Origin of the sequence: Brachybacterium rhamnosum, from assembly GCF_039526185.1 — a bacterium.
Classification (GTDB): Bacteria; Actinomycetota; Actinomycetes; order Actinomycetales; family Dermabacteraceae; genus Brachybacterium; species Brachybacterium rhamnosum.
Map to the genome: position 1 here is coordinate 932,630 of NZ_BAAAIS010000002.1, position 20,019 is coordinate 952,648.

Annotated in this window: 15 protein-coding genes; 14 read left to right on the forward strand and 1 reads right to left on the reverse strand. The window is 72.3% G+C overall.

Annotation, left to right across the window (positions count from 1 at the left end; all coding sequences use genetic code 11):
• The first annotated feature begins 389 nt into the window (after positions 1-389).
• The 10 genes from ABD080_RS06125 (at position 390) to ABD080_RS06170 (ending at position 12,284) form a co-directional block, all read left to right on the forward strand.
• Positions 390-1,049 carry a DUF1961 family protein gene (locus ABD080_RS06125; protein WP_343904015.1) on the forward strand — a complete coding sequence of 220 codons (660 nt, stop codon included), beginning with the start codon at positions 390-392 and terminating at the stop codon, positions 1,047-1,049.
• Positions 1,050-1,769, forward strand: a complete 720-nt coding sequence (locus ABD080_RS06130; RefSeq protein ID WP_343904017.1) for a DUF624 domain-containing protein — start codon at positions 1,050-1,052, stop codon at positions 1,767-1,769.
• A 90-nt stretch (positions 1,770-1,859) separates the two neighbouring features.
• A complete protein-coding gene (locus ABD080_RS06135) occupies positions 1,860-3,395 on the forward strand; it encodes an extracellular solute-binding protein (protein ID WP_343904019.1) in 1,536 nt (511 codons plus the stop codon).
• Between the two features lie 43 nt (positions 3,396-3,438).
• On the forward strand, positions 3,439-4,431 hold the full coding sequence (locus tag ABD080_RS06140; RefSeq protein WP_343904021.1) for an ABC transporter permease: 993 nt from the start codon (positions 3,439-3,441) through the stop codon (positions 4,429-4,431).
• Positions 4,432-4,440: 9 nt separating this feature from the next.
• A complete protein-coding gene (locus ABD080_RS06145) occupies positions 4,441-5,319 on the forward strand; it encodes a carbohydrate ABC transporter permease (protein WP_343904023.1) in 879 nt (292 codons plus the stop codon).
• Positions 5,320-5,375: 56 nt separating this feature from the next.
• Positions 5,376-7,427 (forward strand): rhamnogalacturonan lyase, encoded by a 2,052-nt coding sequence (locus tag ABD080_RS06150; protein WP_343904025.1) that lies wholly within the window; start codon positions 5,376-5,378, stop codon positions 7,425-7,427.
• 9 nt (positions 7,428-7,436) lie between these two features.
• On the forward strand, positions 7,437-10,091 hold the full coding sequence (locus tag ABD080_RS06155; protein ID WP_343904027.1) for an exo-rhamnogalacturonan lyase family protein: 2,655 nt from the start codon (positions 7,437-7,439) through the stop codon (positions 10,089-10,091).
• Complete coding sequence (locus ABD080_RS06160; protein WP_343904029.1) at positions 10,088-10,846, forward strand: rhamnogalacturonan acetylesterase; 759 nt, start codon at positions 10,088-10,090, stop codon at positions 10,844-10,846. Before ABD080_RS06155 ends, ABD080_RS06160 begins: the two co-directional genes overlap by 4 nt.
• Positions 10,843-11,202 (forward strand): L-rhamnose mutarotase, encoded by a 360-nt coding sequence (locus ABD080_RS06165; RefSeq protein ID WP_343904031.1) that lies wholly within the window; start codon positions 10,843-10,845, stop codon positions 11,200-11,202. The genes ABD080_RS06160 and ABD080_RS06165 overlap by 4 nt, the downstream gene beginning before the upstream one ends.
• A gap of 20 nt (positions 11,203-11,222) precedes the next feature.
• Positions 11,223-12,284, forward strand: coding sequence for an alpha/beta hydrolase (locus ABD080_RS06170; protein ID WP_343904033.1), 1,062 nt, complete (start codon positions 11,223-11,225; stop codon positions 12,282-12,284).
• Positions 12,285-12,560: 276 nt separating this feature from the next.
• Here ABD080_RS06170 and ABD080_RS06175 read toward each other — a convergent pair whose 3' ends face one another.
• On the reverse strand, positions 12,561-13,871 hold the full coding sequence (locus tag ABD080_RS06175) for an ABC transporter substrate-binding protein (protein ID WP_343904034.1): 1,311 nt from the start codon (positions 13,869-13,871) through the stop codon (positions 12,561-12,563).
• A 439-nt stretch (positions 13,872-14,310) separates the two neighbouring features.
• Here ABD080_RS06175 and ABD080_RS06180 point away from each other — a divergent pair, with 439 nt between their 5' ends.
• The 4 genes from ABD080_RS06180 to ABD080_RS06195 are packed head-to-tail and all read left to right on the forward strand — an operon-like array spanning position 14,311 to position 20,015.
• The gene (locus ABD080_RS06180; RefSeq protein WP_240811227.1) at positions 14,311-15,483 is read left to right on the forward strand and encodes an ABC transporter substrate-binding protein; all 1,173 of its coding nucleotides are present in this window, start codon (positions 14,311-14,313) and stop codon (positions 15,481-15,483) included.
• A gap of 7 nt (positions 15,484-15,490) precedes the next feature.
• Positions 15,491-16,465, forward strand: a complete 975-nt coding sequence (locus ABD080_RS06185; protein ID WP_343904036.1) for a carbohydrate ABC transporter permease — start codon at positions 15,491-15,493, stop codon at positions 16,463-16,465.
• Positions 16,462-17,370, forward strand: coding sequence for a carbohydrate ABC transporter permease (locus ABD080_RS06190; protein WP_137769630.1), 909 nt, complete (start codon positions 16,462-16,464; stop codon positions 17,368-17,370). Before ABD080_RS06185 ends, ABD080_RS06190 begins: the two co-directional genes overlap by 4 nt.
• Positions 17,370-20,015, forward strand: a complete 2,646-nt coding sequence (locus tag ABD080_RS06195; RefSeq protein WP_343904039.1) for a beta-galactosidase — start codon at positions 17,370-17,372, stop codon at positions 20,013-20,015. The genes ABD080_RS06190 and ABD080_RS06195 overlap by 1 nt, the downstream gene beginning before the upstream one ends.
• Positions 20,016-20,019: the final 4 nt, after the last annotated feature.

The following is a 20,019-nucleotide window of genomic DNA, read 5'->3' on the forward strand; positions in this document are numbered from 1 at the left end:
TCCCCGGTCACGGTGTATCACGATCGGATCACGTGTGACCGTTCATCCGCGAGAACGGCGACGTCGTCGAGTGACAGGATCGCACGGCCGCAGCTCGCGATCGGCGAACGGTCCGAGGGCCCATGCTCCCTGGTCATGGCGGTGGCGTGGACCCGCCGGCGGAGGCGGTCGCGGCCGGTGGCCCGTGGCGGGTGAACGGTCACTCGGCTCCCCGGGCCCCGCGGCCGTCCGAGCGTCCCGGACGAGTTTCGGGAAAGCGATTGACGAGCGCCCTGGAACGATTCAAGATGACGGCAGTCACACGGCGTCGGCACCGCAGCCGCACGCCGGACGGCGCGCCCGAGGCCGGGCGCCGCACTCGAGGACGAGGACCGGAAGGGAGCCCGGCGATGACGACCACGATCCACCGCTCGGCCCTCTCCGGGCCGGGCGACCTCGCCGGCTGGCACCTCGAGGGGCCCGCCGTCACGTCCTTCCCCGCCGGACGGCTCCGCCTCGAGAGCGGCGCCGAACCGGGCGAGGGCCAGGCCGCGAACTTCGTTGCCTGGCTGCCCGTCACCCACGAGGGGGACGTGCGGATCTCATGGAGCTTCCGGCCCCTGCACGAGCCCGGCCTCGCGATGATCTTCTGGGCCGCCCGCGGCCGCGGCGGGCAGGACGTCCTCGACCCCGCGCTCCCGACCCGCAGCGGCGAGTACGAGCAGTACCACTCCGGTGCGATCCACGCCTACCACCTCTCCTACTACCGCCGGATGTGGCCCTCGGAGCGGGCGCTGCACACGCTCAACGTCCGCAAGAGCCACGGCTTCCACCTCGTCGCCCAGGGCCCGGACCCGCTGCCCGCCGCGATCGACGCGGAGGGCGACCACCGCATCGAGCTCACCTGGCGCGGCGCCGAGCTGACCGTCGAGGTCGCGGGCCTCGTCTGCCTGCGCTGGACGGACGACGGCGGCGTCGGCGGCCCCGCGCGCCGCGGCGGCCGGATCGGCCTGCGCCAGATGGCGCCGCTCGTCGCGGAGTACTCCGACCTCCTCGTGGAGGCGATCTGAATGGGCCGCGCCGTCCACGCGCTCGGCGCCGGCACCGACCTCGTGCTGCGCGCGCTGATCATCCAGGGCATCTGGATCGCGGGGGCCCTCGCGGGCGGGATCGTCCTGGGCTGGGCACCGGCGACCCTCGCCGCCGTGGACGCCGCCGCCCGAGCCCGCCGCGGCGAGCCGATCACCCTGCGCGGCGCCGCCCGGGTGTGGCGCGAGCAGTGGCTGCGCGCCCAGCTCGTGCTGGGGCTGCCCGCCCTGCTCCTGCTGCCCTCGCTCACGGCGCTGCTCGCGACCGGTGTCCCGCTCGCCGTGCGGGTGCTCGCCGGGATCGGGGCGCTGCTCGTGCTCGCGGTCCTGCTGCACGTGCCCGCGGTCGAGCTGCGCTACCGCCTGCGCGCCCGTGACGTGCTGGGGCGCGCCTCCGCGCTCGCCCTCGCGCAGGCGCCGATGGCCCTCGTCCTCGCGGCGGCCCTCGCCCTGTGGGGCGGGATCCTCGCCGCCGTCCCCGGCCTCGTCCCCTTCCTCGGCGCGGCGGTCCCGCTGCTGGCCGCGGAGCACCTCGTGGGCCGCTCGATCGACCGCAACGAGGAGCTGCTCGCCGTCGCGGGCGATCCGCCGCGGCCCGCTGATGCGACACCCCGGCCCGAGGCGGCCCCCCGCCCCGTCCCGGCACCCCGACCCCGACAGGCCGGCCACCCCACCGCCGCCCGCCGGACGACCCCCGCCTGATCCCCACCGACCTCCGGCCCCTCGGCGCCGACGCCCCGGGACCCGGACCCGCTCCACCCCTGTGCAGTCCCCCCCTCGAAAGGAACGACGATGTTCTCCCGACGCACCCTCCTCGGCGGCGCCGCCGCCGGCGCGACCGCCCTCTCCCTCGCCGCGTGCGGCAGCTCCGGCGGATCCGCCGCAGACTCCGGGGAGGAGATCACCTCCCTCAAGATCATGGCGCCGCTGCTCTCCGACACCGCCCCCGATCCCGCCGGCAAGCTCCAGAAGGCCGTCGAGGAGCTCGTCGGCATGCCGCTCGAGATCACCTGGGTCCCCAACTCCAGCTACAGCGACCGGGTCACCGTGACGATGGCCTCCGACAACATCCCCCACGTCATGGTCCACACCGGCAAGAGCGCCGAGTTCGCGCAGACCGCCCAGGCGGGCGGCTACTGGGACCTCACCGACGTGCTCGGCGACTACCCGAACCTCACGCCCGAGAACGAGGAGGTCGCCCACGGCGCGAGCATCAACGGGAAGACCTACGGCATCTTCCGCCTGCGCGACGCGATGCGCGCCGCCGTGATCCTCCGCAAGGACTGGCTCGAGAAGCTCGGCCTCGAGGAGCCCACCACCACCGACGACCTCCAGGAGATCGCGAAGGCCTTCACCGAGGGCGACCCCAACGGCGACGGCTCCGCCACGACCGGCCTGATCATCCCCGCGTGGAGCGGCTACGGGAACAACGGCCCCTACGACCTCTGGGAGACCTGGCACGGCACCGCGAACGTGTGGAAGGAGGAGGGTGGGAAGCTCTCCCCGGCCTTCCTCGCCCCCGAGTTCCTCGACGCGAACCGCTCGATGCGCGCCATGGTCGAGGCCGGCCACGTCAACGCCGACTTCGCCACGATGGACGCCGCCACCTGGAACGACCCCTTCTTCACCGGCAAGGGCGGCATCATCGCCGACGTCTCCTCCCGCGGCGGGCAGCTGATGGGGCTGTTCAAGGACGAGGACCCGGAGGGCTACGGCGACAAGGTGACGATGGTCGGCAACCTGACCAACCCCGACGGCACCCTCTGGGCCCTGCCCACCCCCGGCTACTCCGGCTACCTCACGATCCCGCGCTCCTCCGTGCCCTCGGAGAAGCAGCTCGCGACCGTGCTCACCGCCCTCGACAAGCTCTCCTCCGAGGAGGGCCAGCGGCTCCTGAACAACGGCCTCGAGGGCGTGAACTACACCGTCGAGGACGGCCAGAGCGTCGCGATCGACAGCGAGGAGGCGAATGTCGTCAGCAGCGACGTCTCCGCCTTCGCCCAGATCGGCAGCCAGTCCAACGGCTACCTCGGCTACCCCTCCCAGCCCGCCGGCGAGCCCGAGGCCGCCCTCGACGAGAAGCGCCTCGCCTTCCACGAGTCGGACCTGACGAAGGCGGTGTTCAACCCGGGGGCCGCGTACATGTCGGAGACCTACCTCCAGAGCGGCGCGATCCTCGACCAGATCGTCGTCGACGCCCGCCTGAAGTACCTCGCCGGGCAGCTCGACGAGGCCGGCCTCACCGCGGAGCTCGAGCGCTGGACCAGCAGCGGCGGCCAGCAGGTCATCGACGAGATGAACGAGCTGTTCCAGAAGGGCGGGCAGTGAGCCGCCCGGGCCGCCGCCTCCCCCAGGAGGCGCGGCCATGGTCATGACCTCTCCCGCGGCGCCCGGCGCCGCCCTCCCCGCCGCCGCCGTCGAGGACGCCCCGGCGCCGCTCGCCGGCGGGCCCCGCCGTCGGCGGAGCATCCTCAAGCGGCTGCGCCGCGCCCCGGTGCTCTACCTGATGCTCATCCCCGGGATCATCTACTTCGCCGTCTTCAAGTACGCGCCGATGTACGGCATCACGATCGCGTTCAAGGACTACCTGCCCTTCCTCGGCGTCGAGGGGAGCCCGTGGGTGGGGCTCAAGCACTTCGAGCGGCTGTTCAGTGGGCCGGACTTCGGTCGCCTGCTCAGCAACACGCTGATCCTCGCCGTGCTCAACGTGCTCATCGCGTTCCCCGCCCCGATCGTCGTGGCGCTCATGCTCAACGAGCTGCGCCAGCACCTGCTGAAGAAGTTCATCCAGACGGCGATCTACATCCCGCACTTCCTCTCCTGGGCGATCGTCTCGGGGCTCACCTACCTGCTGTTCGCGCTCGACGTGGGCCCGGTGACGGTGCTGCTCAACGACCTCCTGGGCGGGCGGGTCAACGTGCTCGCCGATCCGGACTGGTTCCGTCCGCTGATCATGGCGCAGACCCTGTGGAAGAGCACCGGCTGGGGGACGATCATCTACCTCGCCGCGCTCGCCGGCGTCGACAAGAACCTCTACGAGGCGGCGATGCTCGACGGCGCCGGGCGCCTGCAGCAGCTGCGGCACGTGACGATCCCGGCGATCGTCCCGACGGTGATCATCATGCTGATCCTCAACATCGGGAACTTCCTCGACACCGGGTTCGAGCAGATCTACATGCTCACCAACTCGCTGAACCGCGAGGTGGCGGACGTCTTCGACACCTACGTGTACTTCATGGGCATCACCAACGGCGCCTACAGCTATTCCACGGCGATCGGGCTGTTCAAGTCCCTCGTCGGCCTCGTCCTCATCCTCGGTGCGAACTGGCTCGCGAAGAAGTTCACCGATTCCTCGCTGTTCTAGGAGCCCGTGATGTCCCTCAACCACACCACCGCCAAGGACCGGGTGTTCGACGGCGTCAACATCGCGATCCTGCTGGGATTCGCGGCGCTCACGATCCTGCCGTTCCTCTACGTGCTCGCCGCGTCCTTCGCGACCGAGTCGGAGATCGCCGCGCGGCCGTTCTTCCTGTGGCCCGAGAACCCCACGCTCGAGACCTACCGCTACATCTTCTCCACGGACACCTTCGTCCGCTCCCTGCTCGTGACGATCGGGGTGACGGTCGTCGGCACCGTCGTCCAGATCGTCATGACGCTGCTCATGGCGTACCCGCTCTCCGACCCGAACCTCGTGGGCCGCGGGCTGATCATGCGCCTGGTGCTGTTCGCGATGCTGTTCTCCGGCGGCATGATCCCGCTGTTCCTCGTGATCAAGCAGCTGGGGCTGCTGGACTCGTACTGGGCGCTGATCCTGCCCCTCGCGATCAACCCCTTCAACCTCATCGTCATCCGCACCTTCTTCCAGCAGCTGCCCGGCGAGCTGCGGGAGGCCGCGGAGATCGACGGCGCGAACGAGTTCACGACCTTCTGGCGGATCATGCTGCCGCTGTCCAAGCCGGTCATCGCGACGTTCTCGCTGTTCTACGCGGTGGGGCTGTGGAACGACTTCATGTCCCCGCTGCTGTACATCTCCGACAGCTCGAAGTGGACGCTGCAGATGTTCGTGCGCCAGGTGACGATCTCGACCGACCCGTCCACGACGATCGGCAATCTCGACCCGAACTACGTGCCGCCCGCGGAGGGTCTGAAGTTCGCGGTGATCGTCATCGCGACCCTCCCGATCATGTGCATCTACCCCTTCCTCCAGAAGCACTTCGCCAAGGGCGTGATGATCGGCTCCGTCAAGGGCTGACGCGTCCCCTCCCCATCCCCCTCCCTCTCGACCCCTGCCTGTTGATCGGAGCAACGATGCCCCCGCACAGCCCCCTCCCCACCTCCCACACCACCTCGCCCGCCACCCGGCCCTGGTCGCGCGCCCTGCGCCGGCCCGCGACGCTGCTGCTCGCCCTTCCCCTCGCCCTCGGCGGCGCGGGCGTCGCGGTCGTCCAGAGCGCGGAGCCCGCGACCGCCGCGCCGACGTCGGCCCCGCTGCTCCGGGACGCCGAGCGGCTGGACCGCGGCGCCGTCGCCGCCGTCACCGAGGACGGGGTGTTCCTGTCCTGGCGGCTGCTCGGCGACGAGGCCATGGGCACCCGCTTCGTGGTCTACCGCGACGACGAGCGGATCACCGAGAAGCCGATCACCGACTCCACGAACCTCCTGGACGCCGAGGGCGACGCCGACTCCGTGTACCGGATCGCGATCCAGAGGGGCGCGAGCGGCCACAGCCAGCAGTGGGCGAGCGAGGAGTTCACCCCGTGGGCAGAGCAGCACCTCGACGTGCCGCTCGACAAACCCGCGGACTTCACCGCCGTGGACGGCACCGCCCAGTCCTACCGGGCCAACGACACGATGACCGCGGATCTCGACGGCGACGGGCAGCTCGAGCTCGTCGTCAAGTGGGACCCGACGAACTCGCAGGACAACTCCCGCCCCGGGGCGACCGGCACCGTGTACCTCGACGCCTACGAGCTCGACGGCGAGAAGCTCTGGCGGATCGACCTGGGCGTGAATATCCGCGCGGGAGCCCACTACTCCCAGCCCCAGGTCTACGACTTCGACTCCGACGGCACGGCGGAGGTCATGGTCAAGACGGCCGACGGCACCGTCGACGGCGAGGGCACCGTGATCGGCGATGCCGACGCGGACCATCGCAACGACGCCGGCTACGTGCTCGAGGGCCCCGAGTACCTCACCGTCTTCGACGGCGGCACGGGCGCCGCGGTGGACACGATCGACTACGGGGTGCCGCGCGGCACCGTCACCGACTGGGGCGACGGCTACGGCAACCGCGTGGACCGCTTCCTCTCGGCGACCGCCTACCTCGACGGGGAGCACCCCTCCGCCGTCTTCGCCCGCGGCTACTACACGCGGGCGACCCTCTGGGCGGTGGACTTCGACGGCGAGCACCTCACCGAGCGCTGGCTCTTCGACTCCGACCACGAGGGCGACGGCGGCTACGCCGGCCAGGGCAACCACAACCTCACCGTCGCGGACGTCGATGCCGACGGGCGGGACGAGATCGTCTACGGCTCCGCGACGATCGACGACGACGGCACCGGGCTGTACACGACCGGGCTCGGCCACGGCGACGCGATGCACGTGAGCGACTTCGACCCGTCCCGGCCGGGCCTCGAGGTGTTCGCCGTCCACGAGGACGTCAAGGGCAACGGCGGCATCGGCTCGACCTTCCGCGACGCGGCGACCGGCGAGGTGCTGTGGTCCGTCCCCGCGAACAAGGACACGGGCCGCGGCGCGATGGCCGACATCGACCCCCGGTACGCGGGGGCGGAGGGCTGGAACGTGGGCTACGGCGCCGAGTGGGACTCGCCCGTCGGCTCCCTGCGCTCCGCCTCCGGCGAGCTGATCGGCACGGACATCCCGGCCGCGAACTTCACGGCCCTGTGGGACGGCGACCTCCTCAGCGAGATCGTGGACCACGAGTTCGACACCACGACCCGCACGGGCGTGCCGACGGTCGCGAAGTGGGATCCCGAGCAGGGCGCCGCGGTCGAGATCGAGCGGTTCGAGGGGACCGCGACGAACAACGACACGAAGGGCAACCCGGCGCTCCAGGCGGATCTGCTGGGCGACTGGCGCGAGGAGCTCGTGTACCGCACCGAGGACTCCACGGCGCTGCGGATCCTCACCACCACGGACGTGACCGACCACCGGCTGCGCACCCTGCTCTCCGACCCCCAGTACCGGCTGGCCGTCGCCTGGCAGAACGTCGCCTACAACCAGCCCCCGCACACGAGCTACTTCCTCGGCGAGGGCATGGAGACCCCCGCGGCGCCGGCGCTGCGGTACACGACTCCTGCCGCGAGCGCCCAGCCGCTGACGGCCGCCGAGCGCGGCTGAGAGGACCCCATGACGACGCTCCCCACCACCGGGATCCACCTGCTCGAACCCCGCGAGGGGCACGCCCCCGTGCCCGTCCAGTGGGGTGTGCCGTGGCCGCGCGGCACGGTGCACGAGCTGCCCGAGCTCGACCTGCGCGAGGGGGAGCGGCGCCGCCCGGTGGACTCGTGGGTCACCGCCCGCTGGCCCGACGGCTCCGTGAAGTGGAGCGGACACGGGGGTCTCGCCCCCGCCGGGGACAGCGAGCTCGTGGAGCGGGGGAGCACCCCCGGGCAGGTCGCGCCCCTGCGCATCGGGACCGGGGCCGACGGCGCCGTCACCGTGGACGCGGGATCGCTGCTGCTCGAGGTCTCCCCGCATCCGGCCGCCCCGATCCGCCGGATCGTGGTGGACGGGCGGGAGGTGGGGCTGCGTGGGCGGATCGTCGCCTCCTCGGCGACGGGCGCGGATCCCGCCGCCCCGCGCCGCGAGCACACGGTGCGCACCACGGGGGTGCGGATCGAGCGCCACGGGGAGCAGCAGGCGGTGCTGCGCCTCGAGGGGCATCACGAGGTCGGCGACGAGGGCCAGCGCGAGCGGGTGCTGCCCTTCGTGCTGCGGCTCGTCGTGACCGCCGGCTCCCCGCGGATCCGCGTGCTCCACTCGATCGTGTGGGACGCGGACCCGGAGCGCCTCTTCCTCACCTCCCTGGGGCTGCGCCTCGAGGTGCCGCTGCGTGCCGCCCCGCACGACCGCCACGTGCGCCTCGCCGGCGGCGAGGGAGGCTTCCTCACCGAGGCGGTGCAGGGCGTGACCGGCCTGCGCCGCGACCCCGGGGCGGAGGTGCGCGCCGCCCAGGTCGCCGGCCGCCGGACGCCGGAGACCTCCACCTGGGCGCCCACGGTCTCCGGCCGCCTGGGCTGGGTGCCCTGCTGGGGCGCGTGGACGCTGCGCCAGCCCACGGCGGACGGCTACACGGTCGCCAAGCGCACCGCCCCGGACCGGCCGTGGATCACCGCGGGCGCGGGCACCCGCAGCCGCGGCTACGCCTATGTGGGGGACGTGCACGGCGGGATCGGCGCGGGGCTGCGGGACTTCTGGAAGCTGATCCCCACCCAGCTCGACGTCGCCGGCGCCCGCGGCGACACGGCGGAGCTCACCGTCTGGATGTACGCGCCCACCGCCGAGCCCATGGACCTGCGCTTCTACCACGACGGTCTCGGGCAGGAGACGTTCGCGGACCAGCTCGACGCCCTCGAGATCACCTACGAGGACTACGAGCCGGGCTTCGGCGACGCCCGCGGCATCGCCCGCACCCACGAGCTCGTGATCGACGCCTTCCCCGCGACGCCCCCGGGGGAGGAGCTCTCCTCCCTCGCCGCCGCGTGCGCGCTCCCGCCGCAGCCGATGGTCGCCCCGGATCGGCTCCACGCGGCGAGGGTCTTCGGGCTCTGGGCACCGGTGGACCGCTCCACCCCGCAGCGCGCGCACCTCGAGGACCGCCTCGTCCTGCTGCGCGAGCACTACCGCGCCCAGGTCGAGCAGCGCCGCTGGTACGGCTTCTGGGACTACGGCGACGTCATGCACACCTACGACGTCGACCGGCACACGTGGCGCTACGACGTGGGCGGCTACGCCTGGGACAACTCCGAGCTGTCCCCGGACCTCTGGCTCTGGCAGGACTTCCTGCGCAGCGGGGACGCGGGCGCGTTCCGCCTCGCGGAGGCGATGACCCGCCACACCGGTGAGGTGGACCAGTACCACGTGGGGCGCTTCGCGGGCCTCGGCACCCGCCACAACGTGCAGCACTTCGGGTGCAGCGCGAAGCAGCTGCGGGTCTCGAGCGCGCTCTACCGCCGCCACCTCCACCTCCTCACGGCGGACGAGCGCACCGGCGAGCTGCTCGACGAGGTCGCCGCCTCCGAGGAGGCCCTGCTGCGCGTGGACGCGACCCGCAAGGTGCGTGAGGACGTCTACGCCCCGGACCGCCGGGCGCTCGCGATCGGCCTCGGCACGGACCTCGGGGCGCTGCTCGGCGCCTGGCTCTCCGCGTGGGAGCGCCACGGTGACGCGGAGGCGGAGCAGAAGCTGCGCTCGGCGCTCGCCGGGATCGGGGAGCTGCCGCAGGGGCTGTTCACGGGGGAGGCGCTGTGGGACCTCGACGAGCGCCGCTTCGACACCTCCCGGGACCGGGTGCGGGTCTCGCACCTCGCGGCCGTGTTCGGCTTTGTCGAGGTGGTCGCCGAGCTCCTCGAGCTCGTGGACGATCCCGGCTTCGCGCACGCCTGGGACGAGTACTGCCGCTACTACCTCGCCACGCCGGAGGAGCAGACGGAGCGGTTCGGGGCGCCGCTCACCGGCATCTCCCTGATCCCCGCCTACAGCCGCCTGCTCGCGATGCATGCCGCGCGCACCGGGGACCGCGCGCTCGCCGCCCGCGCCTGGCGGGCGTTCCTGATGGGGGAGGGGGACCAGGTGAACACCGATTCGATGGTGGGCCGCGCCGACTGGTCGATCACCCGGGTCGAGGGCCCCTCCGTGCTCGAGCCGGTCGACGAGGCGGCGTTCCTCGGCACGAACGGCGCCGCCCAGTACGGGCTCTCCGCGATCGCGAACCTCGCGCTGATCGGCGACGACCTCCCCGCGCAGATCCCGTATCTCGCGGGCGCGGAGGGCACGTCATGACCTATCACCTCGCGGGCGACTCGACGGTCGCCGCCTGCCCGCCCGAGGAGGCCCCGATGTCCGGCTGGGGCGCGTTCCTCGGCGAGCACGTGGACGCCCCCGTCGTGAACCGCGCCGTGGGCGGCGGCACGACCGAGTCCTGCCTGCGGGACGTGTGGCCGGCCCTGCTGGACGGCGTGGCCGACGGGGACACCGTGCTCCTCCAGTTCGGCCACAACGATCAGAAGCAGCCGCTCACCCTCGGCGCCCGCGGAGGCTACACGCGCCGCCTGCGCCGCATGGTCGAGGCGGTGCACGCGCGCGGCGGGCGCGCGGTGCTGTGCACCTCGGTGGAGCGCCGGCGCTTCCGCGAGGGGCGCCTCGTGCCGAGCCACGGCGACTACCCCGACGCCGTGCGGGACCTCGCGGCGGAGCTCTGCGTGCCCCTGATCGACCTGCAGGGCTTCACCGCCTGGTGGTACGAGGACCTCGGCGAGGCGGCCTCCGCCGGCCTCTTCTGCCACCTCACGCCGGGGGAGAGCGCGCGCTGGCCGGAGGGCCTGCGCGACGACACCCACTTTTGGGCGGCGGGCGCCCGCCGGATCGCGGCCTTCGTGGGCCGCGGCCTGCGCGGGATCGAGCGGCGGGACGGGCACCTGCCCGCCGCCGGGGACCCACGCGCGGAGCCGGCCGTCGACCGCCCCGGTGCGGCGGCAGGTGCCGCCGGACCCACCGGACCCCTCATGACCACCGCACCCCGAACGGAGCACCCATGACCACCCCCGAGCTCGACACCCTCCTCGCGACCAGCGAGGCGCGCAGCCCGCACCGCTGCTGCTTCCTGCTGCACGTGCGGCCCGAGCGCCTCGCCGACTACGTCGAGGCCCATCAGCACGTGTGGGAGGAGATGCGCGAGGCGCTCCGCGAGGCCGGCTGGCACAACTACTCGTTGTTCCTGCGGGCGGAAGACGGCATGGTGGTCGGATACTTCGAGGCCGACGACGTCGATGCCGCGCAGCGGGCGATCGCCGAGGCCGCGATCAGCCCCCGCTGGGAGGCCGCGATGGGGGAGTACTTCGCCCCCGGCGGCGGCGAGAAGCAGATCCTGCCCGCCTACTTCCATCTCGCCTGAACCCCCTGATACGGAGCACCGTGAACAGCATCGAGTCCAGCACCGAGCACAGCATCGAGCCCGGCACCGAGTCCGCGGCCGTCGTCGGCCGCGACAACCCCGGCACCATGGCCCGCCGCCTCGCCGCCCTCGTCGAGGCCGCCGCGCGCGGCCCCCTCACCGCGGAGGACGACGCCGCCTGGGACGCCCCCTACGGCCCGGCCGAGGCGTGGGACCTGCACGTCGAGGACCGCGAGGCGCCGGGTCCCCACGGCCCCGTCCCCGTGCGCGTCTACACCCCGGCCGCCCCCGCCGCGGGGCCGCGCCCCGTGCTCGTGTTCTGCCACGGCGGCAGCTTCCAGCACGGCGACCTCGACATGCCCGAGGGGGACGCGACCGCCCGCGGCGTCGCCGGCCGTGCGGACGCCGTCGTCGTCTCCGTCGACTACCGGCTGTGCGACGAGCCGTCCGGCGGGAACCCCGCCCGGGTCATCCCCGGCACCGATCCCGCGCTCGAGGTGCGCGCCCCGATCCCCTGCGACGACGTCATCGCCGCCGTGGACTGGACCCGCGCCCAGGCCGAGGAGCTGGGCGTCGACCCCGCCCGGCTCGCCCTCGGCGGGGCGAGCGCCGGCGGGAACCTCGCGGCCGCCGCGAGCCTGCGCCTCGCCGAGGCCGGCCGGGCGCCCGCCGCGTCGCTGCTCATGTACCCGGTCACCCACCCGCTGAACCCCGAGGCCACCGCCGAGGAGGCGGAGGCGCTCGCGGGCGTCCCGGACCGCTTCCGCTTCACCCCCGCGGGCATGCGCCGCATGGCGGAGAACTACCTGGGCGGCCCGCTCGAGCAGGCCACCGCCCACGACTTCCCGGGCCTCGGCACCGCCGAGCAGCTCGCCGTGCTGCCCCGCACCTACCTCGAGGCCGACGAGTTCGACGACCTCCGCCTCGGCGCCCGCCGCTACGCCGAGCAGCTCGCGGAGGCCGGCGTCGAGGTGGAGCTCGTGGTGCGCCGCGGCGTCACCCACGGCCACCTCAACAAGGTGGGCCTCGCCGAGGCCGCCGAGTCCTGGGACCGCCTCGCGGCGATCCTCCGCGAGATCTGAGGAGGAGCCCACGACCTCGGCCGAGGAGACGGCGACCTGCCTCCGCAGCGCCCTGGCGGCGATCGCTCCGCAGGCCAGGCCAGGCCCGGCCCGACGTGACCGTGGTGCTGGGCAGCGGCGCCGCCCGGCGGATCCCTCGCGGCGGGGACCGCACCGTGCTGCGGGAAGCGGACCAGGCCACGGCGGCCTGAGCTCGTCGGGATCGCCTCACGCGTCATCGCGCCGCACCCGGCGCGCGCGAGGCGACACTGATGAGGCCGCGCGACGGGCAGCCCGTCACTGGGCGGGCTGCATGCCCTCGAGGGTCGAGAGGATCTCCTTCGCCGCGGCGGCCGCGTCCGTGTTCCCGAAGTAGAAGTTCTGCGAGATCCGGGTGAACTCGTCCCCGAAGCCGACGCCCTCAGCCGGGGTGACCAGCGGCGCCGGGGCGACCTCGGCCTGCATGTCCTGCGCGAACGTCAGGCAGGTCTTCTCGATGTCGTCCAACTCGCCCTCGATGGCCTTCTGCACCTCGGGGAAGGCGGTGACGCCGCGCTCGATCTTCAGCACCTTCGCCGCCTCGGGGTCGGTGAGCAGGAAGCTCATGAGCGTGCCGGCGTCCTCGGCGACGGCGGACTTCGCGGCGATCGACCAGTACATCGAGGCCTTGTTGACCATCTGCGGGTCGCCGCTCGTGATCGCGGGCAGGCGGAGCAGGTCCATCGTCGCGCCGGAGGCGCTCGCGAAGGTCTGCAGCTGGGTGTGGAACTGGAAGTGGAACACGGACTTCCCGGTGCCGAAGCGGCCCTGCTCGACGCCGGCGCCGGTGTCCTCGATCTGGGCGTCCGCACCCGGGGTCGCGCCGCTGTCGATGAGGGACTTGGAGAACTCCAGGAATCTCTGGATCGTCCCCTCGCTCACGAGCGTCTCGTCCTCGCGCGGGAACACGGCCTCGCCGGCCTGGCGGGCCCAGGCCGCGATCTCCGCACCGCCCTGCCCGAAGGCGTCCAGTCCCACCACGCCCTGGTCCTTGCCCCAGTCGCTGATCTTCGCGGCAGCCTCGCCGAACTGCTCCCAGGTCCACTCGGTGTCCGCCGGCAGCTCCACACCGGACTTCTCGAGCAGGTCCTTGTTCACGCCCACGGAGAAGATGCCGATGCCGAGCGGGGCGCCCACGAGCGTGCCGTCGGCCAGGCGTCCGGTGTCGAGCACCTTCGCGTCCATGGCGGAGAGGTCCAGGACGTCGGAGATGGTCTCGAGGTCCAGCAGCGCGCCGCGGGTGCCGTAGGAGTCGATGTACGCCTCGTCCATCTGCAGCAGGTCGGGGGAGTCGCCGCCGGAGGTCTGGGTGGCGAGCTTGTCCCAGTAGCCCGTCCACTCGCTGTACTCCTGCTCGACGGGGATGTCCGCGTGGGCCTTCTCGAAGAGGGCGAGGGCATCCTGGGTGAGGCCCAGTCGGAGGTCGCCGCCCCACCAGTAGATGCGCACGGCGCCTCCCGCGCCGTCCTCCCCGGAGCCGCCGCGGGAGGCGTTGGGGCCGCAGGCGGCGAGGGCGGGCACGGCGCCGGCGGCGACGAGCAGGGCGAGCGTCTGACGACGGGTGAACATGGGGCCTCCCGGTGGATGAGCGACGGTGCTGTGCATCCGGGCCGCGGCGCAGGTGAGCGGGGCCAGGTGGGAAAACGCTAGCCCAGCACGGGGCCACGCGGCCAGGCCTCGGCCGCGGCAGGAGGGTCGCGGCGGCGCAACGTGACCGTTCCGTGTCCGGAGCAGATCTCGACACCTCTTATTGCAAGGGTTACGGTAAGTGAGTCACGAACGGCGGGCAGCGGAGCCCGCCACCTCTCCGATCACTGATGTCGAGCAGGGCTGAAGCCGTGACCAGATGAAAGGCGCGATGATGAGCCTCACCTCCTCCCCGTTCCCCCGTCGTGGACTCCTCGCCGGCATGGGTGCCGCCGGCGCAGCGCTCGGCCTGGCCGCTTGCGGGTCCGGAAGCGAATCCGGTGCGACCCCGAAGTCCGACGAGAGCCACAAGGATTTCGTCATGACCGTCTGGGGCGGCGAGGCGGACAAGGCCGCCTACCAGGCGCGCATCGACCTGGCCAAGGAGAAGTTCCCCGACTACACGATCACGCTCCAGCTCATCCCCTCGGAGAACTACGAGCAGAAGGTCCAGACGATGATCTCGTCGAAGACCGGGCCGGACATCATGCAGGTCGCGGAGAACGTGAACGTCTACGCCTCCAAGAAGCAGCTCGTCCCGATCGACGACTACCTGAGCCAGGGCGGGCTCGATCTCGAGAGCACCTTCGGTCCCGTCGGCGCGAACTATGCCTGGGACGGTGCGACCTATGGCGTGCCGGACCGGTCAGGGGCGATGGTCCTCTACTACAACAAGGACCTCTTCGATGAGGCCGGAGTGGACTACCCCAGCGCGGACTGGGACTGGGACGCGTTCCTCGACGCCGCGAAGAAGCTCACCGATCCCGCCAAGGGCCAGTTCGGCTTCGGCGGGGTGGGCTGGTGGCCTCAGTGGTTCTCCCTCGTCGCTCAGAACGGCGGGAACGTCCTGGACCCCGAGTCCGGCGCACCGGGTGTGAATTCGCCGGAGGCCGTCGAGGCGCTGCAGTTCGCCTACGACCTCTACTTCACCCACAAGGTCGCCCCGACCTCCGTGGACTACTCGAACATGGGCCCCGACATGGGCGCCGACGGCGCGTTCCAGCAGGGTCTCGTCGCGATGAACGCGACCGGGTTCTGGGGCGTGGGCGGAAACGCCGCCATCGAGGGCCTCAACTGGGACATCGCGCCGTTCTTCCACGGCGCGCAGCAGGCCGTGAGCGCCTTCGGCTCCGCGCTGGTCATCCCCACGGCCGCGAAGAACCCCCAGGGCTCCTTCGAGATCATCCAGTTCCTGACCTCCGCCGAGGGGCAGGCACCGATCGCGGACAAGGGCCAGGACGTCCCAGCGAACCTCGAGCTCCAGGAGAGCGACACCTTCCTGGACCCCGAATGGCTCGAGGCCGACGTCGACCTCCAGGCGTTCCCTGACTCCGCCGACATGATCTTCACCCCGAAGTTCATCCCCGAGTGGAACGAGATGCAGAAGGCGATCGAGGACGCGATGGCCTCCTTCTGGCTCGGCGAGTCCGACGCCCAGGCCACGGCCGACGACCTGCAGGGACGCCTCGAGCGCGTCATCAAGCCGACGAAGTGAGCACCCTGTGACCACCGCCGTCGCCCCTGTGGCCGCTGATGCCGCCGGTCGGGAGTCCGCTCCCGGCCGGCGCCGGCCCCGTCCCCGTCTGGCTCCGCACCGTCGTCGCGAGGCCCTCTTCTTCTACCTGTTCATCTCACCGTGGGCGATCGGGTTCCTGGTCTTCCTGCTCGGCCCGATGATCTTCTCGTTCTATCTCTCGTTCACCGACTGGGACTCGTTCACCGCTCCCGTGTGGGTGGGCCTGGACAACTACATCACCCTGCTCACGGACGACCCGATCTTCCTCAAGGTCATGGGCAACACCGCGTTCTACTCGCTGATCTCGGTGCCGCTCGGCATGGTGGTCTCCCTCTTCATCGCGAACCTGCTCAACAAGAAGGTGCGTTTCCGAAAGCTGTTCCGCACGCTCGTCTATCTGCCCCACCTGATCCCGATCGTGGCCGTCGCACTCATCTTCCAGATGGTGTTCGCCCCGGAGGCGGGGCCGCTGAACCAGGCGCTCGCCCTCATCGGCATCGAGGGGCCCAACTGGCTCATGGACGCGCGCTGGGTGAAGCCGGCTCTGATCCTCATGTCGCTGTGGCAGGCCGGAGGCGGCACGATCCTGCTGCTCGCCGGCATGAACGGCATCCCCAAGGAGCTGTACGAGGCGGCGGAGATCGACGGCGCATCCGGGTTCCGGCAGTTCTGGTCGGTGACCTTCCCGCAGCTCACCCCGGTGATCTTCTTCAACCTCATCATGGGGATCATCGGGTCGTTCCAGGTCTTCGCCCAGGTCTTCATCCTCACCGGCGGCGGGCCGGACAACGCGAGCCAGATGGCCGTCCCCATGCTGTTCGACGAGGCGTTCCGCTTCTACCACATGGGCTACGGCTCGGCGATCGCCTGGATCCTCTTCGTCGTCATCATGATCTTCACCGCGATCGCCTTCGCGACCTCCGGACGCTGGGTCTTCTACGAATCGGAGGTGCGCTCATGAGCGCCACGACCACTCTTCCCGCGGCGAGCGGCGCCGCCCGGCGTACGCGGCCGCGCACCCTCAGCGCGTTCCGCGGCGGCCCGTTCACCTACGGGATGCTCGTGATCCTCTCGGCGATCTTCATGGTGCCGCTGGTGTTCGTCGTCTCGATCGCCCTGGCCTCGGACTCCACGGTGTCCACCGGTCAGCTGACGATCCTGCCGAGGGACTGGCAGTTCTCGAACTTCGTCGAGATCTTCCGGACGAGCCTCCCCGTGGGCCGTTTCATGATCAACTCCGTGATCATCGCCGTGACCTCGGCGATCGGCCAGGTGCTCTCGAGCTCCCTCGTGGGCTACGCGTTCGCGAGGCTGCGGGCACCGGGCAAGAAGGGGCTCTTCCTCATCGTCATCGCGACGATGATGGTCCCCGCCCAGATCACAATGATCCCGCAGTTCTGGATCTTCAGTGAGCTGGGTTGGGTGGACACGTTCCTCCCGCTCATCGTCCCGCAGTTCTTCTCCAACGCCTTCAACATCTTCCTGGTGCGCCAGTTCGTCACGCGCATCCCCTACGAGATGGACGAGGCGGCGTCGATCGACGGCCTGGGGTTCTTCGGCATCTACGTCCGGCTCATCCTGCCGATGATGTCTCCGATCCTGATCGCCATCGCCATCTTCACCCTCACCGCGATGTGGGGTGATTTCATGGGGCCGCTCATCTACATCAACTCCGAGGAGAAGATGCCGCTCGCCCTCGGCGTGCAGTACCTGACCTCCACCAGCCAGGAGCTGCAGACGCCCCCGTGGAACCTCATCATGGTCGGCTCGATCTTCCTGTCGCTGCCGATGATCGTCATCTACTACTTCGGGCAGAAATACATGTACGAGATGAACCTCTCCGCCGGCAGCGCGGGGGTCAAGTGATGACCTCCCGGATCGACCTCTCCTCGTCGCGGCTCGAGCTCGACGGCACGCCCGCGGTGCTCCAGTGCTCCTCGGTGTTCCCCGTCCGCCTCCCCGCGGACCAGTGGGCCCACCGCCTGGACCTCGTCCGCGACTCCGGCTACCGGATGATCGACCTCTACGTGCACTGGGGCTTCCACGAGCAGGAGCCGGGCGTCATCGACCTCGACTCCGAGCAGCGGGACCTGCGCCGCTTCCTCGCCCTCGCCCAGGAGCGGGAGCTGCTCGTCATGGCGCGACCGGGGCCGTACATCTGCTCGGAGACCGACGGCGGCGGCCTGCCCTGGTGGCTGCACGGGGACGCGCCGACGGCGCCGTCGGCCCTGCGGACGACCGACCCGGACTACCTCGCCGCGGTGGACCGCTGGTTCGCGGCGGTCATGCCCGTGCTCGCCGACGCCCAGACCACCCGGGGTGGCCCGGTGGCGCTCGTGCAGATCGAGAACGAGCTGGACTTCTTCGACTGCCCCGACCCCGAGGCGTACATGACCCACCTCGCCGAGCGCGCCCGCGGAGCCGGCATCGAGGTGCCGCTCATCGCCTGCGCCGGCCAGGGCGACCTCGCGGGCGCCTCCGGCGACGCTCCGGGCGTGGTGCCGACCGTGAACCTCTACCCCGCGGACTCCTCGACGACCTTCGACGAGGAGACCCGCCACTACGCCCGCGTGCTCGGGGACCGCGACCTCCCGCTGCTGGTCACGGAGACCAACCGCGTGCATCGCACGCTGCGCCGCGAGATCCTCGCCGGCGCCCGGCTCGTCGCCCCGTACCTGCAGACCTCCGGCTTCGACCACCTCGTGCTGCCCTCCGCCGGGAACTGGGGCGATCCCGGCAACCTCATGACCCACGACTACGACTTCGACGGCTACCTCACGCCCGACGGCCGCCGCCGCCCCGAGTACGACGAGGCCCGGGACCTCACCGCGACCCTGACCGCCTGGGGCGGGCGCCTCGCGGCCGCCGCGCCGGTGCCGCTCGACCCCGGCGCCGTCGCCGACACGACCGGCGGGCCGGTCGTGGGCGGTGCGCTCGCCCTGCCCGGCGGCGGCACGATCGTGGGCCCCGCGGCCCTCGGCGCCGAGGAGCTGCCCGTGCGCCTGCGCTCCGCGAGCGGGATCGAGCTGGCGGCGAGCGTCCCCGCGGGGGCCTGCCCGTTCTGGTCGCTCGACGTGCCCCTGGACCCGTGGGGCGCCCCCGGCACCCTGCGCGTCGCGACCGCAGAGCTCACCGGGGTCGAGTCCGGCCCCGAGGGCCTCTCCCTCACCTTCACCGGCGGCGACTCCGCGGAGGTCCGTCTCGCCGTGCCCACCGCGGGCGGCGGCGAGGAGCTGCTGGAGCTGCGGGGCCCCGGCCGCGCCGCGACCCTGCAGGCCGCGACCGCGGTGAGCATCCGCATCGGCGAGCCCGGTCCGCGCCTCGCCGATCCCGAGCCCGTCCTGCACGCCGCGGGCGGGGAGCTGCTCCCGGCGCCCGCGGTCGAGGACCTCCTCGACGCGCGCCCCGTGCCGGAGGGGGCGCTGCCCGGCGCCGAGGCGCTCGGACTGGCCGACGGCCGCGTCGCCGCGGAGCTCGAGGTGCCAGCCGGGGCGAGCGGGCTGCTGCTGCTCGGCGCCGCGGACCTCGTGCGCGTCTCGGTCGACAGCGCCGACGGCGCCGGCGGTCATCGCGGCGTGCACGGCACCCACGGCGCCCCGATCCGGGTGCCCCTCGGCCCCGCCTCTGCGCACCGGGTGCAGGTCACGGCCGAGATCTGGGGCCGCGCGAACTTCGACGACGCCCGCCTGCCCGCCCTCCGCCTCGGCGCGGGCCGCGGCCTCGGCACGGTGCTCGCGATCCACGGTAGCACCGACCTCACCGACCTCTGGGAGGTGCGGGAGCTGCCGGACCGTCGCGCCCGGGGCCGCCTCGACCAGCCGCCCCTGCGCGGCCTCGGCGGCTGGTCGAGCGCGAACCCCGGCCGTCCCGTCCGCTACGGCCGCGCCGTCCCGGCCCCGGACGGGGGGAGCGCGCAGGTGCTCGTCCTGCACGGGCTCACCGAGCCGGTGCGGGTCGCCGTCGGGGGTGCGGCGGAGCAGCTCGTGACGCCGGGATCGCCCGTCGTCCTCCTGCCCACCGGCGCTCCCGCGGAGGTCGAGGTCCTCGCCCCGCACGTGCCGGGCGGCCTGCTCGAGCGGGTCGAGCTGCTCGCGGTGCGGCCGCCGCGCGTGACCGCCCTGCGCACCGTGCGCGAGGAGGATCTCGCCGCCCGCCTCACCGAACGGGCGCCCGCGGCGGGCGCCGGCGCGCCCCTGCCGCGGGAGGGGCTGCGGCTCGACGCGGGGGAGCGGCTGCTCGTGCGCCTCGACGCCGCCCCGGCGACCGCGGGACCGGGGCGCCTCCTCGAGCTCGCCGGCGAGGACGTGGAGGTGACCGTCCTCGTCGGCGGCCGGCGGGTCTCCCGCCACGTGCTCGGCGCCCCGGCCGTCTCCGGCGGCGACGCTCACCGGTCGTGGATCCCCGCGGGATGGTCCGACGGTGATCCCGACGACGTGCTCCTGCTCGTCGAGGCGCTCGGTGCGGGAGGCGGTATGTTCGGGGGCGCCCGCCGCGCCGCCGTCCCGCGCTGAGCGG